This is a genomic window from Mesorhizobium sp. M6A.T.Ce.TU.016.01.1.1 (assembly GCF_003997065.1).
GTDB classification, from domain to species: domain Bacteria; phylum Pseudomonadota; class Alphaproteobacteria; order Rhizobiales; family Rhizobiaceae; genus Mesorhizobium; species Mesorhizobium mediterraneum.
Map to the genome: position 1 here is coordinate 251,872 of NZ_RZTJ01000003.1, position 17,800 is coordinate 269,671.

Annotated in this window: 17 protein-coding genes; 8 read left to right on the forward strand and 9 right to left on the reverse strand. The window is 63.4% G+C overall.

Going from position 1 to position 17,800, the window contains the following annotated elements; all coding sequences use genetic code 11:
• Positions 1-53: 53 nt before the first annotated feature.
• Positions 54-1,373, reverse strand: coding sequence for a sugar ABC transporter substrate-binding protein (locus EOC94_RS07390; RefSeq protein ID WP_127289477.1), 1,320 nt, complete (start codon positions 1,371-1,373; stop codon positions 54-56).
• A gap of 163 nt (positions 1,374-1,536) precedes the next feature.
• Here EOC94_RS07390 and EOC94_RS07395 point away from each other — a divergent pair, with 163 nt between their 5' ends.
• Entirely contained in the window at positions 1,537-2,322 is a 786-nt protein-coding gene (locus EOC94_RS07395) for an IclR family transcriptional regulator (protein ID WP_127289479.1), read from the forward strand.
• 67 nt (positions 2,323-2,389) lie between these two features.
• Entirely contained in the window at positions 2,390-3,226 is an 837-nt protein-coding gene (locus EOC94_RS07400; protein WP_127289481.1) for an amidohydrolase, read from the forward strand.
• A gap of 6 nt (positions 3,227-3,232) precedes the next feature.
• On the opposite strand, the gene EOC94_RS07405 is transcribed toward EOC94_RS07400, so the two are convergent.
• Genes EOC94_RS07405 through EOC94_RS07440 form a run of 8 tightly spaced genes read right to left on the reverse strand, consistent with a single transcriptional unit; the run spans position 3,233 to position 10,756 of the window.
• A complete protein-coding gene (locus EOC94_RS07405; protein ID WP_127289483.1) occupies positions 3,233-4,198 on the reverse strand; it encodes an ABC transporter permease in 966 nt (321 codons plus the stop codon).
• A gap of 5 nt (positions 4,199-4,203) precedes the next feature.
• Complete coding sequence (locus EOC94_RS07410; protein WP_127289485.1) at positions 4,204-5,154, reverse strand: ABC transporter permease; 951 nt, start codon at positions 5,152-5,154, stop codon at positions 4,204-4,206.
• The gene (locus tag EOC94_RS07415; protein ID WP_127289487.1) at positions 5,151-5,882 is read right to left on the reverse strand and encodes an ATP-binding cassette domain-containing protein; all 732 of its coding nucleotides are present in this window, start codon (positions 5,880-5,882) and stop codon (positions 5,151-5,153) included. The genes EOC94_RS07410 and EOC94_RS07415 overlap by 4 nt, the downstream gene beginning before the upstream one ends.
• On the reverse strand, positions 5,875-6,612 hold the full coding sequence (locus EOC94_RS07420) for an ATP-binding cassette domain-containing protein (protein ID WP_127289489.1): 738 nt from the start codon (positions 6,610-6,612) through the stop codon (positions 5,875-5,877). Before EOC94_RS07420 ends, EOC94_RS07415 begins: the two co-directional genes overlap by 8 nt.
• A 57-nt stretch (positions 6,613-6,669) precedes the next feature.
• Positions 6,670-7,857, reverse strand: coding sequence for an ABC transporter substrate-binding protein (locus EOC94_RS07425; RefSeq protein ID WP_127289491.1), 1,188 nt, complete (start codon positions 7,855-7,857; stop codon positions 6,670-6,672).
• 20 nt (positions 7,858-7,877) lie between these two features.
• Positions 7,878-9,044: an extracellular solute-binding protein gene (locus tag EOC94_RS07430; protein WP_126103497.1), complete on the reverse strand. Its 1,167-nt coding sequence runs from the start codon at positions 9,042-9,044 to the stop codon at positions 7,878-7,880.
• On the reverse strand, positions 9,041-10,201 hold the full coding sequence (locus tag EOC94_RS07435; protein ID WP_127289493.1) for a CaiB/BaiF CoA-transferase family protein: 1,161 nt from the start codon (positions 10,199-10,201) through the stop codon (positions 9,041-9,043). Before EOC94_RS07435 ends, EOC94_RS07430 begins: the two co-directional genes overlap by 4 nt.
• A gap of 3 nt (positions 10,202-10,204) precedes the next feature.
• Positions 10,205-10,756, reverse strand: a complete 552-nt coding sequence (locus EOC94_RS07440; protein WP_095484001.1) for a MaoC family dehydratase — start codon at positions 10,754-10,756, stop codon at positions 10,205-10,207.
• 190 nt (positions 10,757-10,946) lie between these two features.
• Between EOC94_RS07440 and EOC94_RS07445 the strand changes: the two genes are divergently transcribed.
• The 6 genes from EOC94_RS07445 to EOC94_RS07470 all read left to right on the forward strand — a co-directional run bounded on the left by EOC94_RS07445 (position 10,947) and on the right by EOC94_RS07470 (position 17,775).
• Positions 10,947-12,044 (forward strand): lactonase family protein, encoded by a 1,098-nt coding sequence (locus tag EOC94_RS07445; RefSeq protein WP_127289495.1) that lies wholly within the window; start codon positions 10,947-10,949, stop codon positions 12,042-12,044.
• Positions 12,045-12,145: 101 nt separating this feature from the next.
• Complete coding sequence (locus tag EOC94_RS07450) at positions 12,146-13,663, forward strand: peptidase S10 (protein ID WP_127289497.1); 1,518 nt, start codon at positions 12,146-12,148, stop codon at positions 13,661-13,663.
• A gap of 326 nt (positions 13,664-13,989) precedes the next feature.
• Positions 13,990-15,018: a proline racemase family protein gene (locus EOC94_RS07455; RefSeq protein ID WP_095483750.1), complete on the forward strand. Its 1,029-nt coding sequence runs from the start codon at positions 13,990-13,992 to the stop codon at positions 15,016-15,018.
• Positions 15,019-15,094: 76 nt separating this feature from the next.
• Entirely contained in the window at positions 15,095-15,679 is a 585-nt protein-coding gene (locus tag EOC94_RS07460) for a DUF1349 domain-containing protein (protein ID WP_127203612.1), read from the forward strand.
• Positions 15,672-16,754: a Gfo/Idh/MocA family oxidoreductase gene (locus tag EOC94_RS07465; protein WP_126103492.1), complete on the forward strand. Its 1,083-nt coding sequence runs from the start codon at positions 15,672-15,674 to the stop codon at positions 16,752-16,754. The genes EOC94_RS07460 and EOC94_RS07465 overlap by 8 nt, the downstream gene beginning before the upstream one ends.
• Positions 16,755-16,863: 109 nt before the next feature.
• On the forward strand, positions 16,864-17,775 hold the full coding sequence (locus EOC94_RS07470; RefSeq protein ID WP_127289499.1) for a dihydrodipicolinate synthase family protein: 912 nt from the start codon (positions 16,864-16,866) through the stop codon (positions 17,773-17,775).
• Positions 17,776-17,800 lie beyond the last annotated feature (25 nt).

Below are 17,800 nucleotides of genomic sequence, written 5' to 3' on the forward strand. Positions count from 1 at the left end.
AAAAAAAGTCGGGGCGCCGCTCTTCGATGAGCGCAGCGCCCCGTGGAAAGATGTCAAAGTTTGCCAGCGTCTTCGAGGATCTGGGTGGCCTTGGCGGCAGCGTCGTCCAGCGCCTGCTTGGAGGTCTTGTCGCCGAGGATGGCCGCCTGCAACTCGGGATAGACGGCGTTGGAAATTTCGATCCATTCAGGTGTCTGCGGTACGGCGAATGCGTGTTTCGCTTGTTCCTGGAAAGCCGCCAGCACTTCCGTCTTGTAAGGATCGCCGGCCGCTTGCTGGATGTCCCAGTCCCACACCGCGGTGCGGGTCGGCAGTGGTCCGCTTGCTGCTTCAAGCTTCTGGCTGTCCTCGTTGGTCAGGAACCACACCAGCGACGCCGCAGCTTCCTTGCTGGCGCAGTTTTCGGTGACCGAAAATCCATGATGCCCCGACCAGCCGGTGCGAATGCCAGCCGAACCTTTCGGCGCCACCTTTACCCCGACATTGCCGGCGACCTTCGATGACTTCGGATCGTTGAAGAACCCTGCCCAGCCCGGCCAGTCGAGGTTGATGGCAACCGTGCCCGAGGCAAAGCCCTGGCCGAGATCGTCCCAGAGATAGTTGGTGGTGCCGGCCGGCACCGCCTTGGCCTTGTAGAGATTGACGAACCAGTCGAGCGCCTGCACGCCGGCCTCCGAGTTGAAGGCGGGCTTGCCGTCCTTGTCGAGATACTCGCCGCCCTCGGCGATGAGCATCTCGTAGAAGCGGCCGTTGATCGCCTCTTCCTTGCCAGCGAACTGGGTGCCGTAGAAATCCGGCGGGCTGGCGAAGAATTCCGCCTGCTGGGCGACCTCGTCCCAGGTGTCGGGCGGCACCAGTTCCGCGCCATACTTGGCCTTGTAGGCGGCCTTCTTGGCCTCGTCCTGATAAAGGCTTTTCTGGTAGTAGAGCGCGGAGACGTCGAACTGCGCACGCGGCAGCATCGCCAGCTTTCCGTCGAGCGTCGAGGCCTTGATCGTCGACGGCACGAAGGCGGCGACTTCCTCCTTGGGCAGCAGCGTGTTGAGATCGGTGTAGATGTCAGGATATTGCGGCGCGAAGGACGAATGGTTCGAGCCGACGCACCAGTTGATGCTGCCGGACGCGATGTCCGACTTGATTTCCTTGTCGAGTTCGAAGTGGTTCTTCTTCGAGATCACGTTGACCTTGGCGCCGGTCAGCTTTTCCCATTCGCCGATGCGCGCGTAGAGCCCTTCATATTGCTGGCCGCCAATCAGCTTGGCGTCGATGGTGACGCCGTCGAACTTGCCGGGCAGTTCGGCAGCAAAAGCAGCGCCCGCGCCAAGCGCAAGCAGCGCCACGCCGGCCGACAGGCCGTAAAACAATCTGGTCATTTGGTTCCTCCCAACGGCCTGCGTCGGCGAACTCGTATCGATCCGATCTGCAGCGCTTCATTCATATACAAACAAAACATTTATGTAGTCGTCAAGTTGAAAGTTCTTTCCGGATGCGGGCCATTGTGCGTATATGAAAGCCGAAATTCACTGGGGAGCGATTATGGCGGAGGACGAGGACGATGACCGATATCGTGCCCCGGCGCTGGACAAGGGGCTCGACATTCTCGAGCTTCTGGCCGGCGTCGACGGTGGCTTGACGCAAGCGGAAATCGCCAAGAAGCTCGACCGCAGCCCCAACGAGTTCTACCGCATGCTGGACCGGCTGGTGCGACGGGGCTACGTCACGCGGCCCGACGGCGATCGTTATTCGCTGACGCTCAAGCTGTTTGGCCTGGCGCAGTTGCACGCGCCGGTGCGACGGCTGGTTTCCTACGCGACGCCGCTGATGCGCGAGCTTGCCGAAACCTCGCAGCAGGCAAACCAGCTTGTCGTCTTCGACCGTGGTTCCGCCGTGGTGATCGCGCAGCAGGAGGCTCCTGACTACTGGGGCATCTCGATCCGCGTCGGCTCCCATATCAGCCTGTTCGACACCGGCTCCGGACATGTGCTGTTGGCCTTCCGCTCGCCGGAAGAGCGGCAGATGATGATCTCCGAATATCTGCGCAGCACCGACAGGCCGCCTCAGTCACCGGAGTTCTTTGCCCGCCTCGACCAAGTCCGCGAGCGCGGCTATGAGATGATGGCGTCGCTGCAGACCGCCGGCGTGTTCAATCTGACGGCACCCGTTCTTGGCTCTGACGGCAGGGCAATCGCGGCGCTGTCGATCCCTTATATAACGCTGGTCAATGCCCCCAAGGCGCCGGACATAACCCGGACAATCGAATTGCTGCGGGCGGCGAGCGAAAAACTCTCGCAACTGGCGGGGTCGGCCGTCAACTCGAAGTGAATTCTTATTTGAATGAAGAATTTCTCCATGAGATGATCCTGGAACGCCAGAGGAGGAGCGCGCCGTCATGATCTTCGATACCCATCTGCACCTGATCGACCAGTCGGTGCTGCGCTATCCCTGGCTCTCCGGCGTGCCGGCGCTCAACCGCGATTTTTCCCACGACGAATATGCAGTCCAGGCTCGCCGTGCCGGCATAGAGGGTGCGTTGCATATGGAGGTCGATGTCGATCCCGCCGACATCGAGGCCGAGACCGGTCATGTGAAAGCGCTGTCACAACAGAGGGCTAGTCTGCTGCGCGGGGCAATCGCCTCCTGCCGACCGGAAGAGCCTGGCTTTGCCGCTTATCTCGAGCGCCAGCGCGCCAATCCCTTCGTCAAGGGTTTTCGCCGTGTCCTCCACGTCATGCCGGATGAGCTTTCGGAGGCCGCGCTGTTTCGCGAAAACATCATGCGGCTTGCCGGCACCGGCCTAACCTTCGATCTCGTCGTTCTGCCGCATCAGATCCCCAAGGCGATCGCACTCGCCGATCTCGCGCCGGATGTGCAGTTCGTGCTCGACCATTGCGGCGTGCCCGACATCAAGGGCAGCGGCGAGCATCCCTGGCGCGAGCATATGGCGGAGATCGCGCGGCGCCCGAACGTCGTCGGCAAGATCTCCGGTGTGGTTGCCTATGCGGCTGCCGGATCCTGGACCGTCGAAACCCTGCGCCCTTATGTCGAGCACACCATCAAATGCTTCGGCTGGGACCGCGTCGTCTGGGGCAGCGATTGGCCGGTCTGCACGCTTGGCGGCGGGCTAGCGACCTGGGTTGCAGCGACGCATGCGCTGCTTGGCGGCGCAAGCGCCGAGGAACGGCAAAAGCTGCTCTCCGCCAACACGAAGCGGCTGTGGAGTTTGTAAGCCGCCTCAGATTGTCGCCGATACGTGCCGCTCGCGACCGTAAAGCGAAACCAGCAGCACGATGACCAGACCAAGCGCAGCCTGCACTGTCGAGGGCCGGAAGCCGAGGCCGATCAGCAGCGTGTTGATCTCCGTCAGCACCAGCACGCCGGCGATGGTGCCGAAATAATTGCCGCGGCCGCCGACAAGGGCCGCGCCGCCGACCACGACTGCCGCGATCGTCTGGAACAGATAGGGCTGGCCGACATCGCCATAGGCCGAACCGGTGAAGCCGAGCAGCAGCACGCCAGCCGCGGCAGCAAAGAAAGCGCTTGCCGCGTAGGTCACCGTCCACATGCGGACCGGATCGATCAGCGCCAGCGGGGCTGCACCGGGGTTGCTGCCAAGCGCGTAAAGGCGGCGGCCGTAGGCCGTGCGCGCCAGCACCAGCGCCACCAGCAAGGTCAGCACCGCAACGCAGGGCACCAGTGCCGGCACCGGCAGCGGTCCGACCGAACCGCCGATCGAGACGAAGGCGGAAACAGCTGCAGGCGCCGATCCGGATGGAAAGCCGCCGGTCCACAACAGCACGGCGCCTTGCACGATCATGCCAACGCCAAGCGTGACGATCAGCGGGTGGATGTCGAGCCCGCGCGAGATCAGGCCGTTCAGCGCCCCGATCAGCACGGCGAGCACGCCAACGATCACGCAGACAAGGGCAAAATTCCAGCCGGCGCCGTAGAGCTGTGCCGCAACGACATTTGCGAAGCCGATGATGAAGGGGATCGACAGGTCGATGCCGCCGAGGATGACGACGAGCGTTTGGCCGATCGATGCCACCGCCAGCAGCGAAGCGATGACCAGCAGCGCGCGGATGGCGAACGGTGCGGAATAGCCCGGGATGAGCAGCGTGCCGACAATCTGCAAGGCGGCAGCGACCGCAAAGGCGCCTGCGACGCGGGCATTGGTGGACTGAAACCAGGTCTGGCTCATGCTTCTCAGCCTTTCCGTCCGGAGAGCCGTTCCTGCAGCGCCGTCATGATGACCGCTACAACCAGAATGACGCCATAGGCGATCTGCAGCACATAGGTGGAGACGTTGAAGGCGGTCAGCACGCTCTGCAGCAGGAAGATATCGATGGCGCCAATCGCGGCGCCCAGAAGACCGCCGCGCCCGCCGGCAAGGCTGACGCCGCCGAGCGCCACCGCTGCGATCGCGATCAGCGTGTAGGTTGGTCCGATGTTGGGATCGGCCGAACCGATCAGCGCCGTCAGCATCAAGCCCGCGCAGGCGGCGAGAATGCCGGTCATGACATAGGCGATGAAACGGACTTTGGTGACCGGAACGCCGGCCGTGTAAGCGGCGCGGTCATCGCTGCCCACCGCCATCAGCTGGTCGTAGTAGGGGGTCTGCCGCACCAGCCACCAGAACAGGAAGATTAGCGCGAGCGGCAGTGCCGACCAGGGCCCGGCCATCGCCTTCAGCCAGCCCGGCGCCGGGCCGATCGGCGCCGGCAGGATGGTCAGGGTCATGCCGGTCAGGATCAGATAGGTGCCAAGCGTCGCGACGATCGGCTGGATGCGAACGACGGTCGCCAGAAAGCCGTTGGCCGCGCCGACCAGCGCGCCGATCAAAAGCGCCGCCGGTACGATGACCAGCGGCGAAGTCATGCCGAGCTTGAGAAACAGCAGCTGGATAACGATCGCATTGACGAAGCCCATCAGTGGCCCGACGGAAATGTCGATGCCGCCGCGCCCGGCGAGGATCACAGGAGCCGAGGCAAGTGCTGCGCCGATCAACGGCGCGGCGAGCCCGATCAGCGCGCCCCATGCGGAAGGATGGAAGCGTGACGGATTGAGCAGCAGATTGACCGCGATCAGGATGACCAGCAGCACCGTCGCGAAGCCCGCGCCACGCCATCGCTCTGCCATGCGCCGAAACCCGCTCATGCCGCGCGTCCGAACATGGCGGCGATCACCGTATCGCTTTTCATCTCGTCTCCGGTGATTTCGGCCGCCACCTGCTGTTCGCGGAAAACCAGCACGCGATGGCAAAGCAGGAGGATCTCCTCGATCTCGCTCGACAGGATGACCAGAGCCATGCCGTCCGCCGCCAGTCCCCGGAAGACATCGTAGAGGACATGGCGCGTCGCCACGTCGACACCGCGCGTCGGGTCGTTGAGCAGCAGGATCGCCGGCTCCAGCGCCAGTGCCCTAGCCAGCAGCACTTTCTGCTGGTTGCCGCCGGACAGCGTGGTGATCGAGGCATCCGGCCGCGGCGCGACGATGGAGAGCTTGTCCCGGTAACTCTCGTAGCGCCGCCGCCGTGCGGCGAAGCTGAGCAGGCCGAAACGCATGTCACGCGACAGTGTCGAGACGGCAAAATTGTCGAGCACCGATTGGGTCGGAAAGATGCCGGTAGCGCGCCGGTCGCGCGGCAAATAGGCGATGCCGCTGGCGACCGCCTTGCGGAAGCTGGTGATCGCGCGCGCGTCGATGGTCACGCCACCGCCGGCCGGCTGCTCCAGCCCGGCCAGCACTTTCAGGAAGCGCTCCTGCCCATGGCCGTCGAGGCCGGCAAGGCCGACGATCTCGCCCGGCGCAATGGTCTGCGTCACGGGGTTCGCGCCCGGCGCGATCACCAGGCCGCGCACCGAAAGGCTGGCGCGATCAGCCATGCGCCAGCTCCGCCGCCGTGCGTGGCGCCATCGCCTTGAGAAGCTCGGATGCGGTGGACGTGCCGCGTTCCTCGGTCGTCACCACGCTGCCGCCGCGCAGCACGGAAATCCGATCGGAAAGCGCCATCACCTCGTCCATGCGATGGGTGATGAACAGGATCAGGCAACCTTCGGAGGCAAGCTTGCGCATCATGGCGAAAACCGCCTCGCGGTCGGCAAAGTCGAGCGCGGCCGTCACCTCGTCAAGAATGAGAATGCGCGGATTGCGGACGACGGCGCGGGCAAGCACGACCAGCTGCTGAACGGCCAGCGGCAATTGCCCGGCAAATTGGTCGAGCGGGATCTCGGTCACCGCGAACTGTCTCAGCACCGCTTGTGCGCGCTGCCGCCGCTCTGCGCGTGGCACGGTGCGCGTCAGCAAGCCGTCGAGGCCGAGCAGGATGTTATCCGTCACCGAACGGTCGGGCGCGATCAGCACTTCCTGGAACACGGTGGCGAAACCGGCAGCCTGGAACGCCGCCGGCCCGAAGCCGGCGAAGGGCGCCCCATTGAACAGGATCGTGCCGCTGTCCGGCTCGACAATTCCCGACAGCAGCTTGACCAGGGTGCTCTTGCCCGAACCGTTCTCGCCCAGGATGGTGTGGATCGTGCCGGCCCGAAACGCGATGGAGGCATTCGCGAGAGCGACGGTTTCGCCATAGCGTTTCGAGACACCCTGAACATCCAGCATGAGGGATTCCTGATAGGGAAAGCCGGCTCCGCTTCCGCGGCGCCGGCTTCTAGGAGCTTACTTGGCGCAGGCGTCCGGCACCTTCGAATAATCCCAGCCCTTGGTTGGCGCAGGATTGGCGAAATAGGCATCGAGCCATTCTTCCGGCATCGGATCCTGCGGCGGAACCGGGAAGATCGACACTGCGTCCGCCGTCATGCAGTCCTTGTACCAAGCGCCGAGGTCGGCATTGTGGACCGGCGGAATCGGGATCAGCAGCGTGTTGAGCTTCGGCTTTTGTCCGTCGAGCATGCGCGCGCCGACGCGAAACAGCGTCTCGGCAGTCCAGTGCGGCAGAACCGCATGGCCTTCAAAACGATATTTGTCCGGATTGGCTTTCCAGTAGCCGAGCGCGTCGCCGGTGATCGAGCCGGTGATCAGCGGGGCAGGGCGGCCGGCTTCGGCAAAGGCCTCGGCGACGACGCGGCTTTCGCTGCCCGTCGTCCACACCGCATCGATCGGCGCCGGATTGGTGGCGATCGCCTGCAATGCCGTCGTCTTGGTGACGTTGGCCGTCCAGTTGCCGTTGACGCTGCGCGAGACCTTGAGCTTAGGGTTCTCGGCCAACGCCTTGTCGGCGCCCTGACGCTCCTGCACGACGATCGGATGACCTGCGATGCCTTCGACCAGAAGTATGCTGCCGCCACCCGGTATTGCCTTGCCGATCGCCGTCATCATGTCGTAGCCCCAGCGCGCATAGTTGGAATCGACGTTGATGGCATTCGGGCTGGTCACCGACCCAGCCGCCGTGATGAAGGGAATGCCGGCCTTTGCGGCGGCATCGATGGCATCATCCAGCGCCGTCGCCGAGCCGGGGATCGAGGTGATGATCGAACATTTCTTATCGATGAAGGCGCGGATCTGGTTGATCTGCTGGCTGGCATCGTTGTTGGAGTCCGACACTTCGAAGCTCGCCACCGTGCCGTCGGCGATCAGTCCGTCGACAAGCCGCTTCAACTCCTTGGTGACGGTGACCCGCCACGGATTGCCCTGGTAGGATTCCGAGTGGCACCATTTCCACGGCTTCGCCGGCGGCGTGAAATTGTCCCACGCCGATGGCAGGATCTTCTGCGGCGCGCCGTCATATTGCGCCTTCAGTTCAGTTGGCAGTCCAGCGATCACGCCCGAAACGTCCTGGGCGCAGGCGATTGTCGTGATCGATGCAAGGGCGGTCGCAGCCATAAGGCCGCGGATCAGGCTGTTCATAGTCTCCTCCATTCGTTGTTTCAGGCTCCTCCACCGGCAGTGCCGGACACCCGTGCCGGGAAACTCTCCAGAAACAGGCGATTAAGATCGGCGACGACGCGGCCGGCATCGTGCTTTTCGGTCAGGCCGAGATTGATGCGATCGGACGCCGCCTGCTGGAAGGCCATGTAGCCATCGTGGCGTGGCCTGACCCAGGCGCCTTCGAGTGTGGCGCGCGTATCCTTGTAGAAATTGCCGGCGGCTGCATTGACGGCGGCATCGTCCCAGGCTGCGGCGTGGCCAGGCTGGCCGCCGGCCAAAGCATAGGGGCCGCGCTGCACGTCACCGCTGGCGATCCAGTAAGCGAAGTCGATGGCCGCCTGCTTGGCCTTCGAAAAGGCCGACACGGCGATGCCGGTGCCGCCGAGCGCCGAGCCGACCGGACCGGCATTGCCCGCAGCCGGGATGTCCGCGAAGGCAAGGCGGTTGGTCCGGAATCCGGCAATGGCATAGGAGACATAGCCATAGATCAGCGGCGCGCAGGCGATCCGCGAGCCGGACCTGGCCATTTCCTCCAGGACGTCGATCGGGTCCATGCCGAGGCAGGCCGGGTCTACGAGAGCCGCGATCTCGCGCATCATCTCGAAAACGCGGCTGCCCACATCAGCGTTTACGTGAGCGCCAGGCTCCTCGACGGCGGGCCGGCCGAGATTGCCGGCAAGCGTGTAGAACACCATCAGCGAATGCGGCGGCCTGAGCGGCAACAGCATGTGGCCTTGCCGCGCCAGATCGAGCATTTCGCTCCAGCTCGCCGGCTGAGCGGAAAGCATATCAGGCCGCCACGCTTGCACCTGGCTCGCCGTATCGATCGGAAACGCCCACTGCCGGCCTTGCCAGTTGTAGCTCGGATAGGACCGGCCGACGCTGCCCGCCGCCAGCGTCGCACGTTCCGCTTCGCGGCCCGCGACGTCGAGCGGCGCCAGGCAATTCTCGGCGGTGATCTGGCCGACATGCGGATGATCGATGACGATCAAATCATAGGCACGGGCCAGTTCCTCGACCGGGAAGGATTCGAAATCCTGCAGCGAGCGCTTGTCCCATTCGATAGTAACGCCAGTCCGCTGCTTCCACAGTGCCGAACAGGCGACCATCGGGTCGTAGCCGCGCGGATGGCTCCAGGTCATGCCTTTGAGCCTCACGTCGCTCACAGCCCGAACTCCTTGCGGATCTTTGCGCTGTGCTCGCCGATGCGTGGCGCGGCGCGCTCGACCTTCGCACGCACACCATCGACCCGGAGCGGCGAGCGCGTGGTGAGGATCGAGACGTCATCCTCGCGCGTCACCGTCTGCAGCATGTCGAGAACCTGGAAGCCTTCGCTGGCCATCATCTCCGGCCAGGTCAGCACCCTGGCGCACCAGATGTCGGCAGGCTCGAGGATGGCAAGCCACTCGTCGACCGTCTTCGTCGCGATTTTTTGCGCGATGATCGCCTTGATCTCGTCGCGGGCGGTGAACCATGTCGACGGCTGGTCGCGGTAGGGCGCAAGCTCTTCGAGCCCCAGAAGATCGGCCAGCTTCGGGATCGGCGTCATGGCGATCGCCAGATAACCGTCCTTGGCCGGATAGACGCCGTAAGGCGCCGATAGATAGGCATGGGCGCTGCGGAAGGCCGATCGCCGCGGCAGGCGGCGCCCGTCATTGAGATGCGTGGTCAGCACCTCGAACTGGAAGTCGACCAGCGCTTCGAGCAGACTGGTCTCGACATGGCTGCCCGTGCCGGTCACGCCGCGCCGCACCAGTGCGGCAAGAATTCCTTGCGCGGCGGCGGAGCCCGCCAGCATGTCGGCAATTGCCAGGCCGAAAGGCACCGGTCCCTGGTCCTCGTCGCCGTTGAGCCACATCACGCCCGAGCGTGCCTGCGCCAGCAGATCCTGACCGGGCCGCTTGACCCAGGGACCTTCCTCGCCATAGCCGCTGATCGACGCATAGACTAGGCGCGGGTTGATCTTGCGCACCGCCTCAAAGTCGAGGCCCAGGCGCTCAATGACACCTGGCCGAAAATTCTGGATCAGCACGTCGGCCTTGGCCAGCAGGCCGCGTAGCGCCGCAAGGTCGGCCGCGTCCTTGAGGTCGATGGCAAGACTTTCCTTGGCCCGGTTGATGGCATGGAAGATGGTGGAATCGCCACCGATCTCGGTGTCGCTGAGATAAAGCCGGCGCGACAGGTCACCGCCATCCGGCCGCTCGATCTTGATGACACGGGCGCCGAGATCGAGCAGTCGCAGCGAGCAGTAAGGCCCGGACAGGAACTGGCTCATGTCGACGACGACTAGGCCGGTCAGCGGCAATTCGGCGGCGGCGGCCATCGCCTATTTCTCTGTCTTGCCGGCGAAATCGGCCGGATTGCGGTATTTCACCGTCTGCAGGTGCTCGCAATAAAGTACGAGCTCTCCTTCACCCTTGAAGACTTCATAGCTGGCGCGGATCAGACCCATCTCCTTGTATTTGGGTTTCTTGTCGAGGTTGGAGCGGATCGAATAGATCGTGTCGCCGATGAACACCGGCTTGATGAAGCGCAGTTTGTCGTAGCCATAGGAGAAGGCGTTGACGCAATTGGTGGCGACGAGGCCGAGCCCGGCCGAGAACACGAAGGCGCCGGCGACCAGGCGCTTGCCGAATATGCCTTCCGTTTCGGCGAACATCTGGTCCTGCACGTAAGGGTGGATATCGAGCACCAGCGCGTTGAAAAGGTGGCTGTCGCCCTCGGCCATGGTCCTGCGCAGCGAACGGATTTTCTGGCCGACCGGCCAGTCCTCGTAGAACCAGTTCTCCGCGTTCCAGACCGGGAGATCGGCGTGGTCCTTCGGCATGTTGGCGGGATGTGTCGACGCCACGCCGACGGTCGGCGCGAAACCAGTCATGACGGTATCCGTTGGAAGCACGGATCATCCGTCCGGGCGCGCCGCGGGCCAGCAAATTGCATGATCGATCCTCCCGCAATCTTCTTTTGTGAATAGTATTTTCACATATGGGGTTGTGTTGCAAGCGTGAACAGGCGAAATTTTGCCCCAATCCGCGGCGGGCAACGCCGGCGGAACAAGGGAGGATTTGATGCAGAATGCCTGTCTGGTCTTCGTTGGCAGCCTCAACCGCGAGGCGCCGTATTTTCAGGGCGCGCGCGGCGTCGGGATCAGCGTTTACAGTTTCGACGAGGAGACGCTGGAGACGCGGAAATTGGCCGAGACGGGTGACGTCGACAATCCGACCTTTCTGTCGGTGACGCCGGACGGCTCCTACATCTATGCCAACTCCGAAGTGTTCGCCTGGCGCGAAGGCGTGGTCTCGGCCTACCGCTTCGACAGGCAGACCGCCGCGCTTTCCTACATCAACAAGCAGCCGACCCTTGGCAGCATCACGGCGCACAACACCATAATGCGCGACGGGACGAAGCTCTTAGTCGCCAACTACGGCATGGGCGAAGGCGGTCCCGATCGCTCGATCGCGGTCTATGGGCTGCGCGAGGATGGCGGCCTGACCGCGCCGTTGTCGAGCGTCGCCCATGCCGGAACTGGTCCCGATACAGTTCGTCAGGAACGCCCCCATGCTCACAGCGTCACCGAGACAATTGCCGGCGGCGTGGCGATCGTCGCCGATCTTGGCATCGATCGGCTTGTCTCGTACCGCGTCGGGCCTGATGGCGGCCTGACCAGACTGGCGGAGTCGGTGCTTGCCTCAGGCGCCGGCCCACGTCACGTGGCGCTGCATCCGGGCGGGCGCTTCGTGTTCGTGATGAACGAACTCGATTCAACGGTCGTGTCGCTTGCGCTCGACGATGTGTCAGGAAGGCTCACCGTCATCGACACGAAGCCGGCCGTGCCGGCCGAAGCGCGTGACGGCAATCATTGCGCCGACATCCAGATCTCGCCCGACGGCCGCTTCCTCTACGGATCCAACCGCGGCCATGACAGCGTTGCGGTGTTTTCCGTCGACCAGCAAACAGCCGCGCTTGCGCTGGTCGATTACACGCCCTGTGGGGGCGCTACGCCGCGCAATCTGGCACTGACACCCTCGGGCCACCACCTCTTCTCCGCCAACCAGAACGCCGACCGCATCTCGATTTTCGCGCGCGACATGGCCACCGGCCGGCTGGCCGACACCGGACGGTCCATCGATGTCGGCACGCCGATGTGCGTGAAGATCGTGCGTTGAAGCCACAGGTCTCCTTCCAGCAGCGAAGGCCTGCACGATCCTGTGATTTCGGCTGAACCATCGGCGTGGTAGTTTCCAGTCGTTTCCGTTCCGGAGTCGTCATGCGTACCAAGCTGCTAGAAATCACCCTCGCTATGCTGCTGCTGGTTGGCGGCGTTCCAGCCGGCCATGCGCAAGTGGCCGAGCGGCCGTCGCCTTCGGGTGGAGTTCTGTCGCTGCTTCCGCCTCCCCAGGTCTCTGATCATTCGATCGTGATCGCGGGACGTACGCTGAACTACCAGGCGAAGGCAGGCACGCAGTCGTTGCTGTCCGGCAAGGGCGACGTCACCGCGGCAGTTTTTCATGTCGCCTACACGCTACGCCCCGAGCCAAGCCGCGAACCTGATCCCCAGCGCCCTATCACTTTCGTATTCAACGGTGGTCCCGGAGCGGCTTCCGCCTATCTGCATATCGGCGCGCTCGGTCCACGCGTCATGGCGACGGCGGCTAATGGAAGTTTTCTTCCATCGCCGCAGAGGCTTTTGGACAACCCGAACACATGGCTCGACATGACCGACCTGGTCTTTGTTGACCCGGTCGGAACGGGTTACAGCCGCGAAGCACCCGGAACCGAGGCACGCAGCTTCTGGGGCGTCAACCAGGACGCTGCCGCGATGGGCGCCTTCATCAGGCTCTATCTGGCACAGGCGGGCCGCGCAGCATCGCCGGTGTTTCTTGCCGGCGAAAGCTATGGCGGGTTTCGGGCGGCACTGCTTGCCAAGACGCTTCAGGATGATATCGGCATCAGTCCTCGCGGCATCGTGCTCATCTCGCCGGCGCTCGAGTTCACACTCGTGCGGCCAGACGAGTTCCAGCCGCTTCACTGGGCGCTTGAGCTCCCGTCGCTGGCGGCGGTGCGCCTGCGCAGCGAAGGCGTCACCGGTTCCGAGCTGCAGGAGCGGTTGGCCGATGTCGAACGCTATGCGCTTGGCGATTATCTCGTCGCGCTTGCCAGCGGGCTCGAACAGGGTGGGCGCCTGGCGAGCCCGCGCGTGGCCGAAATCACCGGTCTGCCGCTTGAACTCGTCAAGCGAAACTTTGCACGCATTCCCACCGCACTCTTCGCCAGGGAGTTTGCACGGGCAAGGGGCAATGTTCTCAGCGCCTATGACGGCATGATCGAAACGGCGGACATCGCCCCGGAAAGCCCGAGATATAGCGGTCCTGATCCGGTCCTTGACCGAAGCGTGCCGGTGCTCACTTCCGCCTTTGTCAGCTATATGCGTGACGAATTGAAATTCCGCACCGATCTCAGCTATCGGCTTCTCAACCGTGAAGTCAGCGGCAATTGGGATTATGGGACGAGCCCGACGCGTCAGGGCTATGTCGGCGTGATGGATGACCTTCAGCAGGCGCGCGCGTTGAACCCCGGCCTCGGCGTTTTGATCGTCAACGGCTACACCGACCTGGTGACACCCTATTTGGTGTCACGCTATCTTGTCGGCCAGATTCCTTCGCTTCCTGGCGCGAAGCCCATCCGCGTCGACCTGCTGGAAGGCGGCCACATGATGTATTTCAGGCCAGACAGCCGGCGCGCGCTGAGAGAGGCCGCGACCGAGCTTTACCAAGCGCCGAAGTGAAACAGCTTGTGAAGCAATTTTTGCTTTCCAAATGTGAAAGACGCTTTGGCTGCCTTCGAACGATGCGTGCGGCCATGAACGCGGTTGTAGCCGGATAGTCGATCATCACCCGATGGTCTTCGTCTAACCGGGTGGATCCAGTCGCCATCACTACGTGTAGGTGCCGGCCTGAATGCCGGACGCCAACTCTTTTCGATGAGCGCATTGACAAAAAATCATCGCCGCAATAATCCAATATATTGGATGCAATACGCGGACCACTTGCGACAAAAGCACACCAGGTGCGTGATGATCGTCGACAAACCTGGACCTGAGGATACAAGCCAATGAACCTGGATCGCGTCATTACCGTCGTCGGAGCCCATGCCGAGGGCGAGGTGGGCCGGGTGATCACCGGCGGCGTCCTGCCGCCGCCGGGTGCTACGATGTTCGAGCGCATGGAGAATCTGGAACGCGAAAGCGCGTGGCTTCGCAACATGCTGCTGTTCGATCCGCGCGGCAGCGTCAATGCAGCCGTCAACCTGATCACGCCGCCGATACGCGCCGACGCCGATATCGGCATGATCGTCATGGAGTCGGACTACTTCGTGCCGATGTCGGGCTCGAACCTGATCTGCACGGTCACGGTCGCCCTCGAGGCGGGCATGATCCCGATGCGCGGCGCTGAGACTATCGTCAGGGTGGACACGCCGGCCGGCCTGGTCGAGGTGACGGCGGATTGCAGTGGCGGCAAGTGCCGTCGCATCACGTTCCGCAACGTCCCGTCGTTCGTCATGCATCGCGACCGGATGGTCGACGTGCCCGGGATCGGATCGCTACGGGTCGATGTCGCCTATGGCGGCATGATCTACTGCATTGTCGATGCCGAGGACGTCGGCGTCACCCTGGCGCGCGACGAGGCGCGCGACCTGATCGAGCTCGGCGAACGCATCAAGGCGGCAGCGGCCGAACAGCTTCCCTCGATCCATCCGGAGAACCCGTCGATCAACACCGTCAACCAAACCGAGTTCGCCGGTCCGCTGCGGGTCGTCGACGGCGTGAAGACCTCGAAGAATGCCGTGGTCGTCTCTCCCGGTCGGCTCGACCGTTGCCCCTGCGGCACGGGAACCTCAGCGCGGATGGCCTTGCTGCATGCGCGCGGCGATCTCGCTGTGGGCGAGCGCTTCCGGCATACTTCGATTCTCGACACCGTCTTCGATTGCCGCATCGTTGAAACGGCGATGGCGGGCAATGTGCCCGCGGTGGTGACTGAGATCTCCGGGCGCGCCTGGCTGACCGGAGTGAGCCACTACGGGGTTGATCCGGAGGATCCATTTCCCGAGGGCTACCGCCTGTCGGACACCTGGTTCAGGTAGCCGCCGACAAAACTTTGCCGGCTAATCAGACTGCGCAAAACCCATCACGCAACGCGAACCGAACAGGCAAAAGCCGATGACGAAATCTAAGAATACCGACCTGACCTGGCTCAACCCACCACCACATCACGCGTTTTCCGGCAACACTTTGAATGTGCGCACCGGCAAGGAGACCGATTTCTGGCGCGAGACATTCTACGATTTCTGGCGCGACAGCGGTCATTTCCTCTATCGCCAGGTCGAGGGCGACTTCAGCGCCGAGGTCACGGTCAAGGGCGACTACAAGGTGCTCTACGACCAGGCCGGATTGATGGTCCGGCTGAGCGAGACGCATTGGGTCAAGGCCGGCATCGAATTCACCGACGGGCTGATGTATTTCTCCGTCGTCGTCACCAACGATGCGTCCGACTGGTCGCTGGTCAGCATTCCGGCAAGTCCGGACGGCGTCAGGATCCGACTGACCCGCCACGCCGAAGCGATCCGCATCCAGTATCTGGATGCGTCCGACGGCCACTGGAAGCCGGTGCGGCTTGCCTATTTCCCACCCTCGAAAACGATCGATGTCGGCATGATGTGCTGCTCGCCGCAACGTGAAGGTTTCGAAGTCACATTCAGTGATTTTTCGGTCGGCCCGGCGATATCGAGGGAACTCCATGACTGACACGCCCCAAGCGGTGCCGGCCGCGAGCCGCGCGCGTCGAGATGCGGACAAGGTCCGCTGGGCGATCGTGGGGGCAAGCCAGATCGCCCGCTCCTGGGTCGCCAAGGCAATCCAGTCGGTGCCGGATGCGGAGTTGGTGGCCGTTGTCAGCAGGAGTGCGGAGCGCGGCCGTTCGTTCGCCAACGATCTCGGGATACCGGTATCCGCGACAAGCCTCAAATCGCTTCTTGCCGAAACCGCGATCGATGCAGTCTACGTCTCGACCAACAATGCTAGGCATCGCGACGACACGCTCGAAGCTGCGGCAGCGAGCCTGCACGTGCTCTGCGAAAAGCCGCTCGGGCTGACGCTGTATGATGCCGTCGAGATGGCCAGGGCCTGCGACCGCGCCGGCGTCGTCCTGGCGACGAACCATCATATGCGTGGCGCGGCGACGCACAGGGCGATCCGCGACCTGGTGCTGACAGGCCAAATCGGCCGGCCGCTCGCCGCGCGCGCGATGTATTGCGAATACTTGCCCAAGGAGTTGCAGACCTGGCGCACGAAGGACAAGGAACAGGGCGGGGTCATCTACGACCTGACCGTGCACAATGTCGACGTTCTGCGCTTCGTCCTCGCGGACGAACCGGTCGAGGTCATGTCGATGAAGGCGAGCAGCCTGATCGGCGAGAATGGTGTCGAGGACCAAGTGCAATCCATCGTCAACTTCGCTTCCGGGTTGATTGCCTACATGCATGAGGGCCAGGTGTTCGCCCATCACGAGACCGCGCTTGAGATCCATGGCACCGAAGGGTCGATCTATGGCCGGGGCATCCTGGATGAGGCGCCGTCCGGTCGGGTTTATCTTCGCCGCGGCACCGAGATGACGGAAATCCCGGTCGAGCCCGCCAACCTCTACGCCGCCACGATCGCCCAGTTCGACGCGGCAGTGCTTCATGGCGAACGTCCGGCGGCGACGGGTTGGGACGGCGTCGCCTCGCTGGCAACGGCACTGGCGGTCAGACGCTCGGCGCAAGAGGGGGTGCGTGTGTCCGTGCCGCGCTTCGAGGGAAATCCGCCCGTTCCGGTGGTGTGACATGGCCGTATCGGCGCTGCCGCAAGGTCGATTTCATAGTGGACTTTCAAATAGAATATTGTAGATTGGATACATTATTGCGAAAGCGAGTCCAAGGAGAGACCAGACGATGACGCATTGGCAGGGGGTGTTCCCGGCGGTTACCACCAAGCTCGACCAGGACGGTTCGATCAATCTCGAAGCGACGCAGGCGAGCATCAACCGCCTCATCGACAATGGCGTTTCAGGCATTATCGTGCTGCCGATGCTGGGCGAGAACGCCTCGCTGCTGCCGCAGGAGAAGGAAGCCGTCATCCGGGCAGCAAAGGAAGCCGTTGCCGGCCGCGTTCCGCTTCTCTCCGGCCTTGCCGAGATTTCGACCGCGGGCGCGGCCGCGAGCGCCCGCAAGTACCAGGATTACGGCGCCGAAGGCCTGATGGTGTTCCCGAGCCTCGGCTACAAAACCGACCCGCGAGAGACGGCCGAATGGTACAAGGCGATCGCCGGTGCCAGCGACCTGCCGATCATGATCTACAACAACCCGATCGCCTATGGCGTCGACGTCACGCCCGCCATCCTCAAGGTGCTGGCCGAATGCCCGACCATCGTGGCGGTCAAGGAAGAGACCGGTGACGTGCGCCGGGTCACCGACATGTTCATCGAGCTGGGCAGCCGCTTCGATATCTTCTGCGGCGTCGACGACCAGATCGTCGAAAGCATGTCGCTTGGCGCGACGGGCTGGGTTTCGGGCATGACCAATGCCTGGCCGAAGGAATGCGTCGAGATTTTCACCCTGTGTGCGGCCGGGAATTTTGCCGGGGCACGCGACCTCTATCGCATCATGACGCCGTCCTTCCACCTCGATACGCATGTGAAGCTCGTTCAATACATCAAAATGGCCGAGCACCTCGTCTACGGCGCGCCCGAATGGACCCGGGCGCCGCGACTGCCACTGGCCGGCGAGGAGCGCGAGCGCGTCGTTGCCACGATCAAGGCGACAATCGAGCAGCTCAAGCAGATGCAGTCACGCCGGGCCGCCTGATCCCACGCGGACGTCTGGGTCGGCA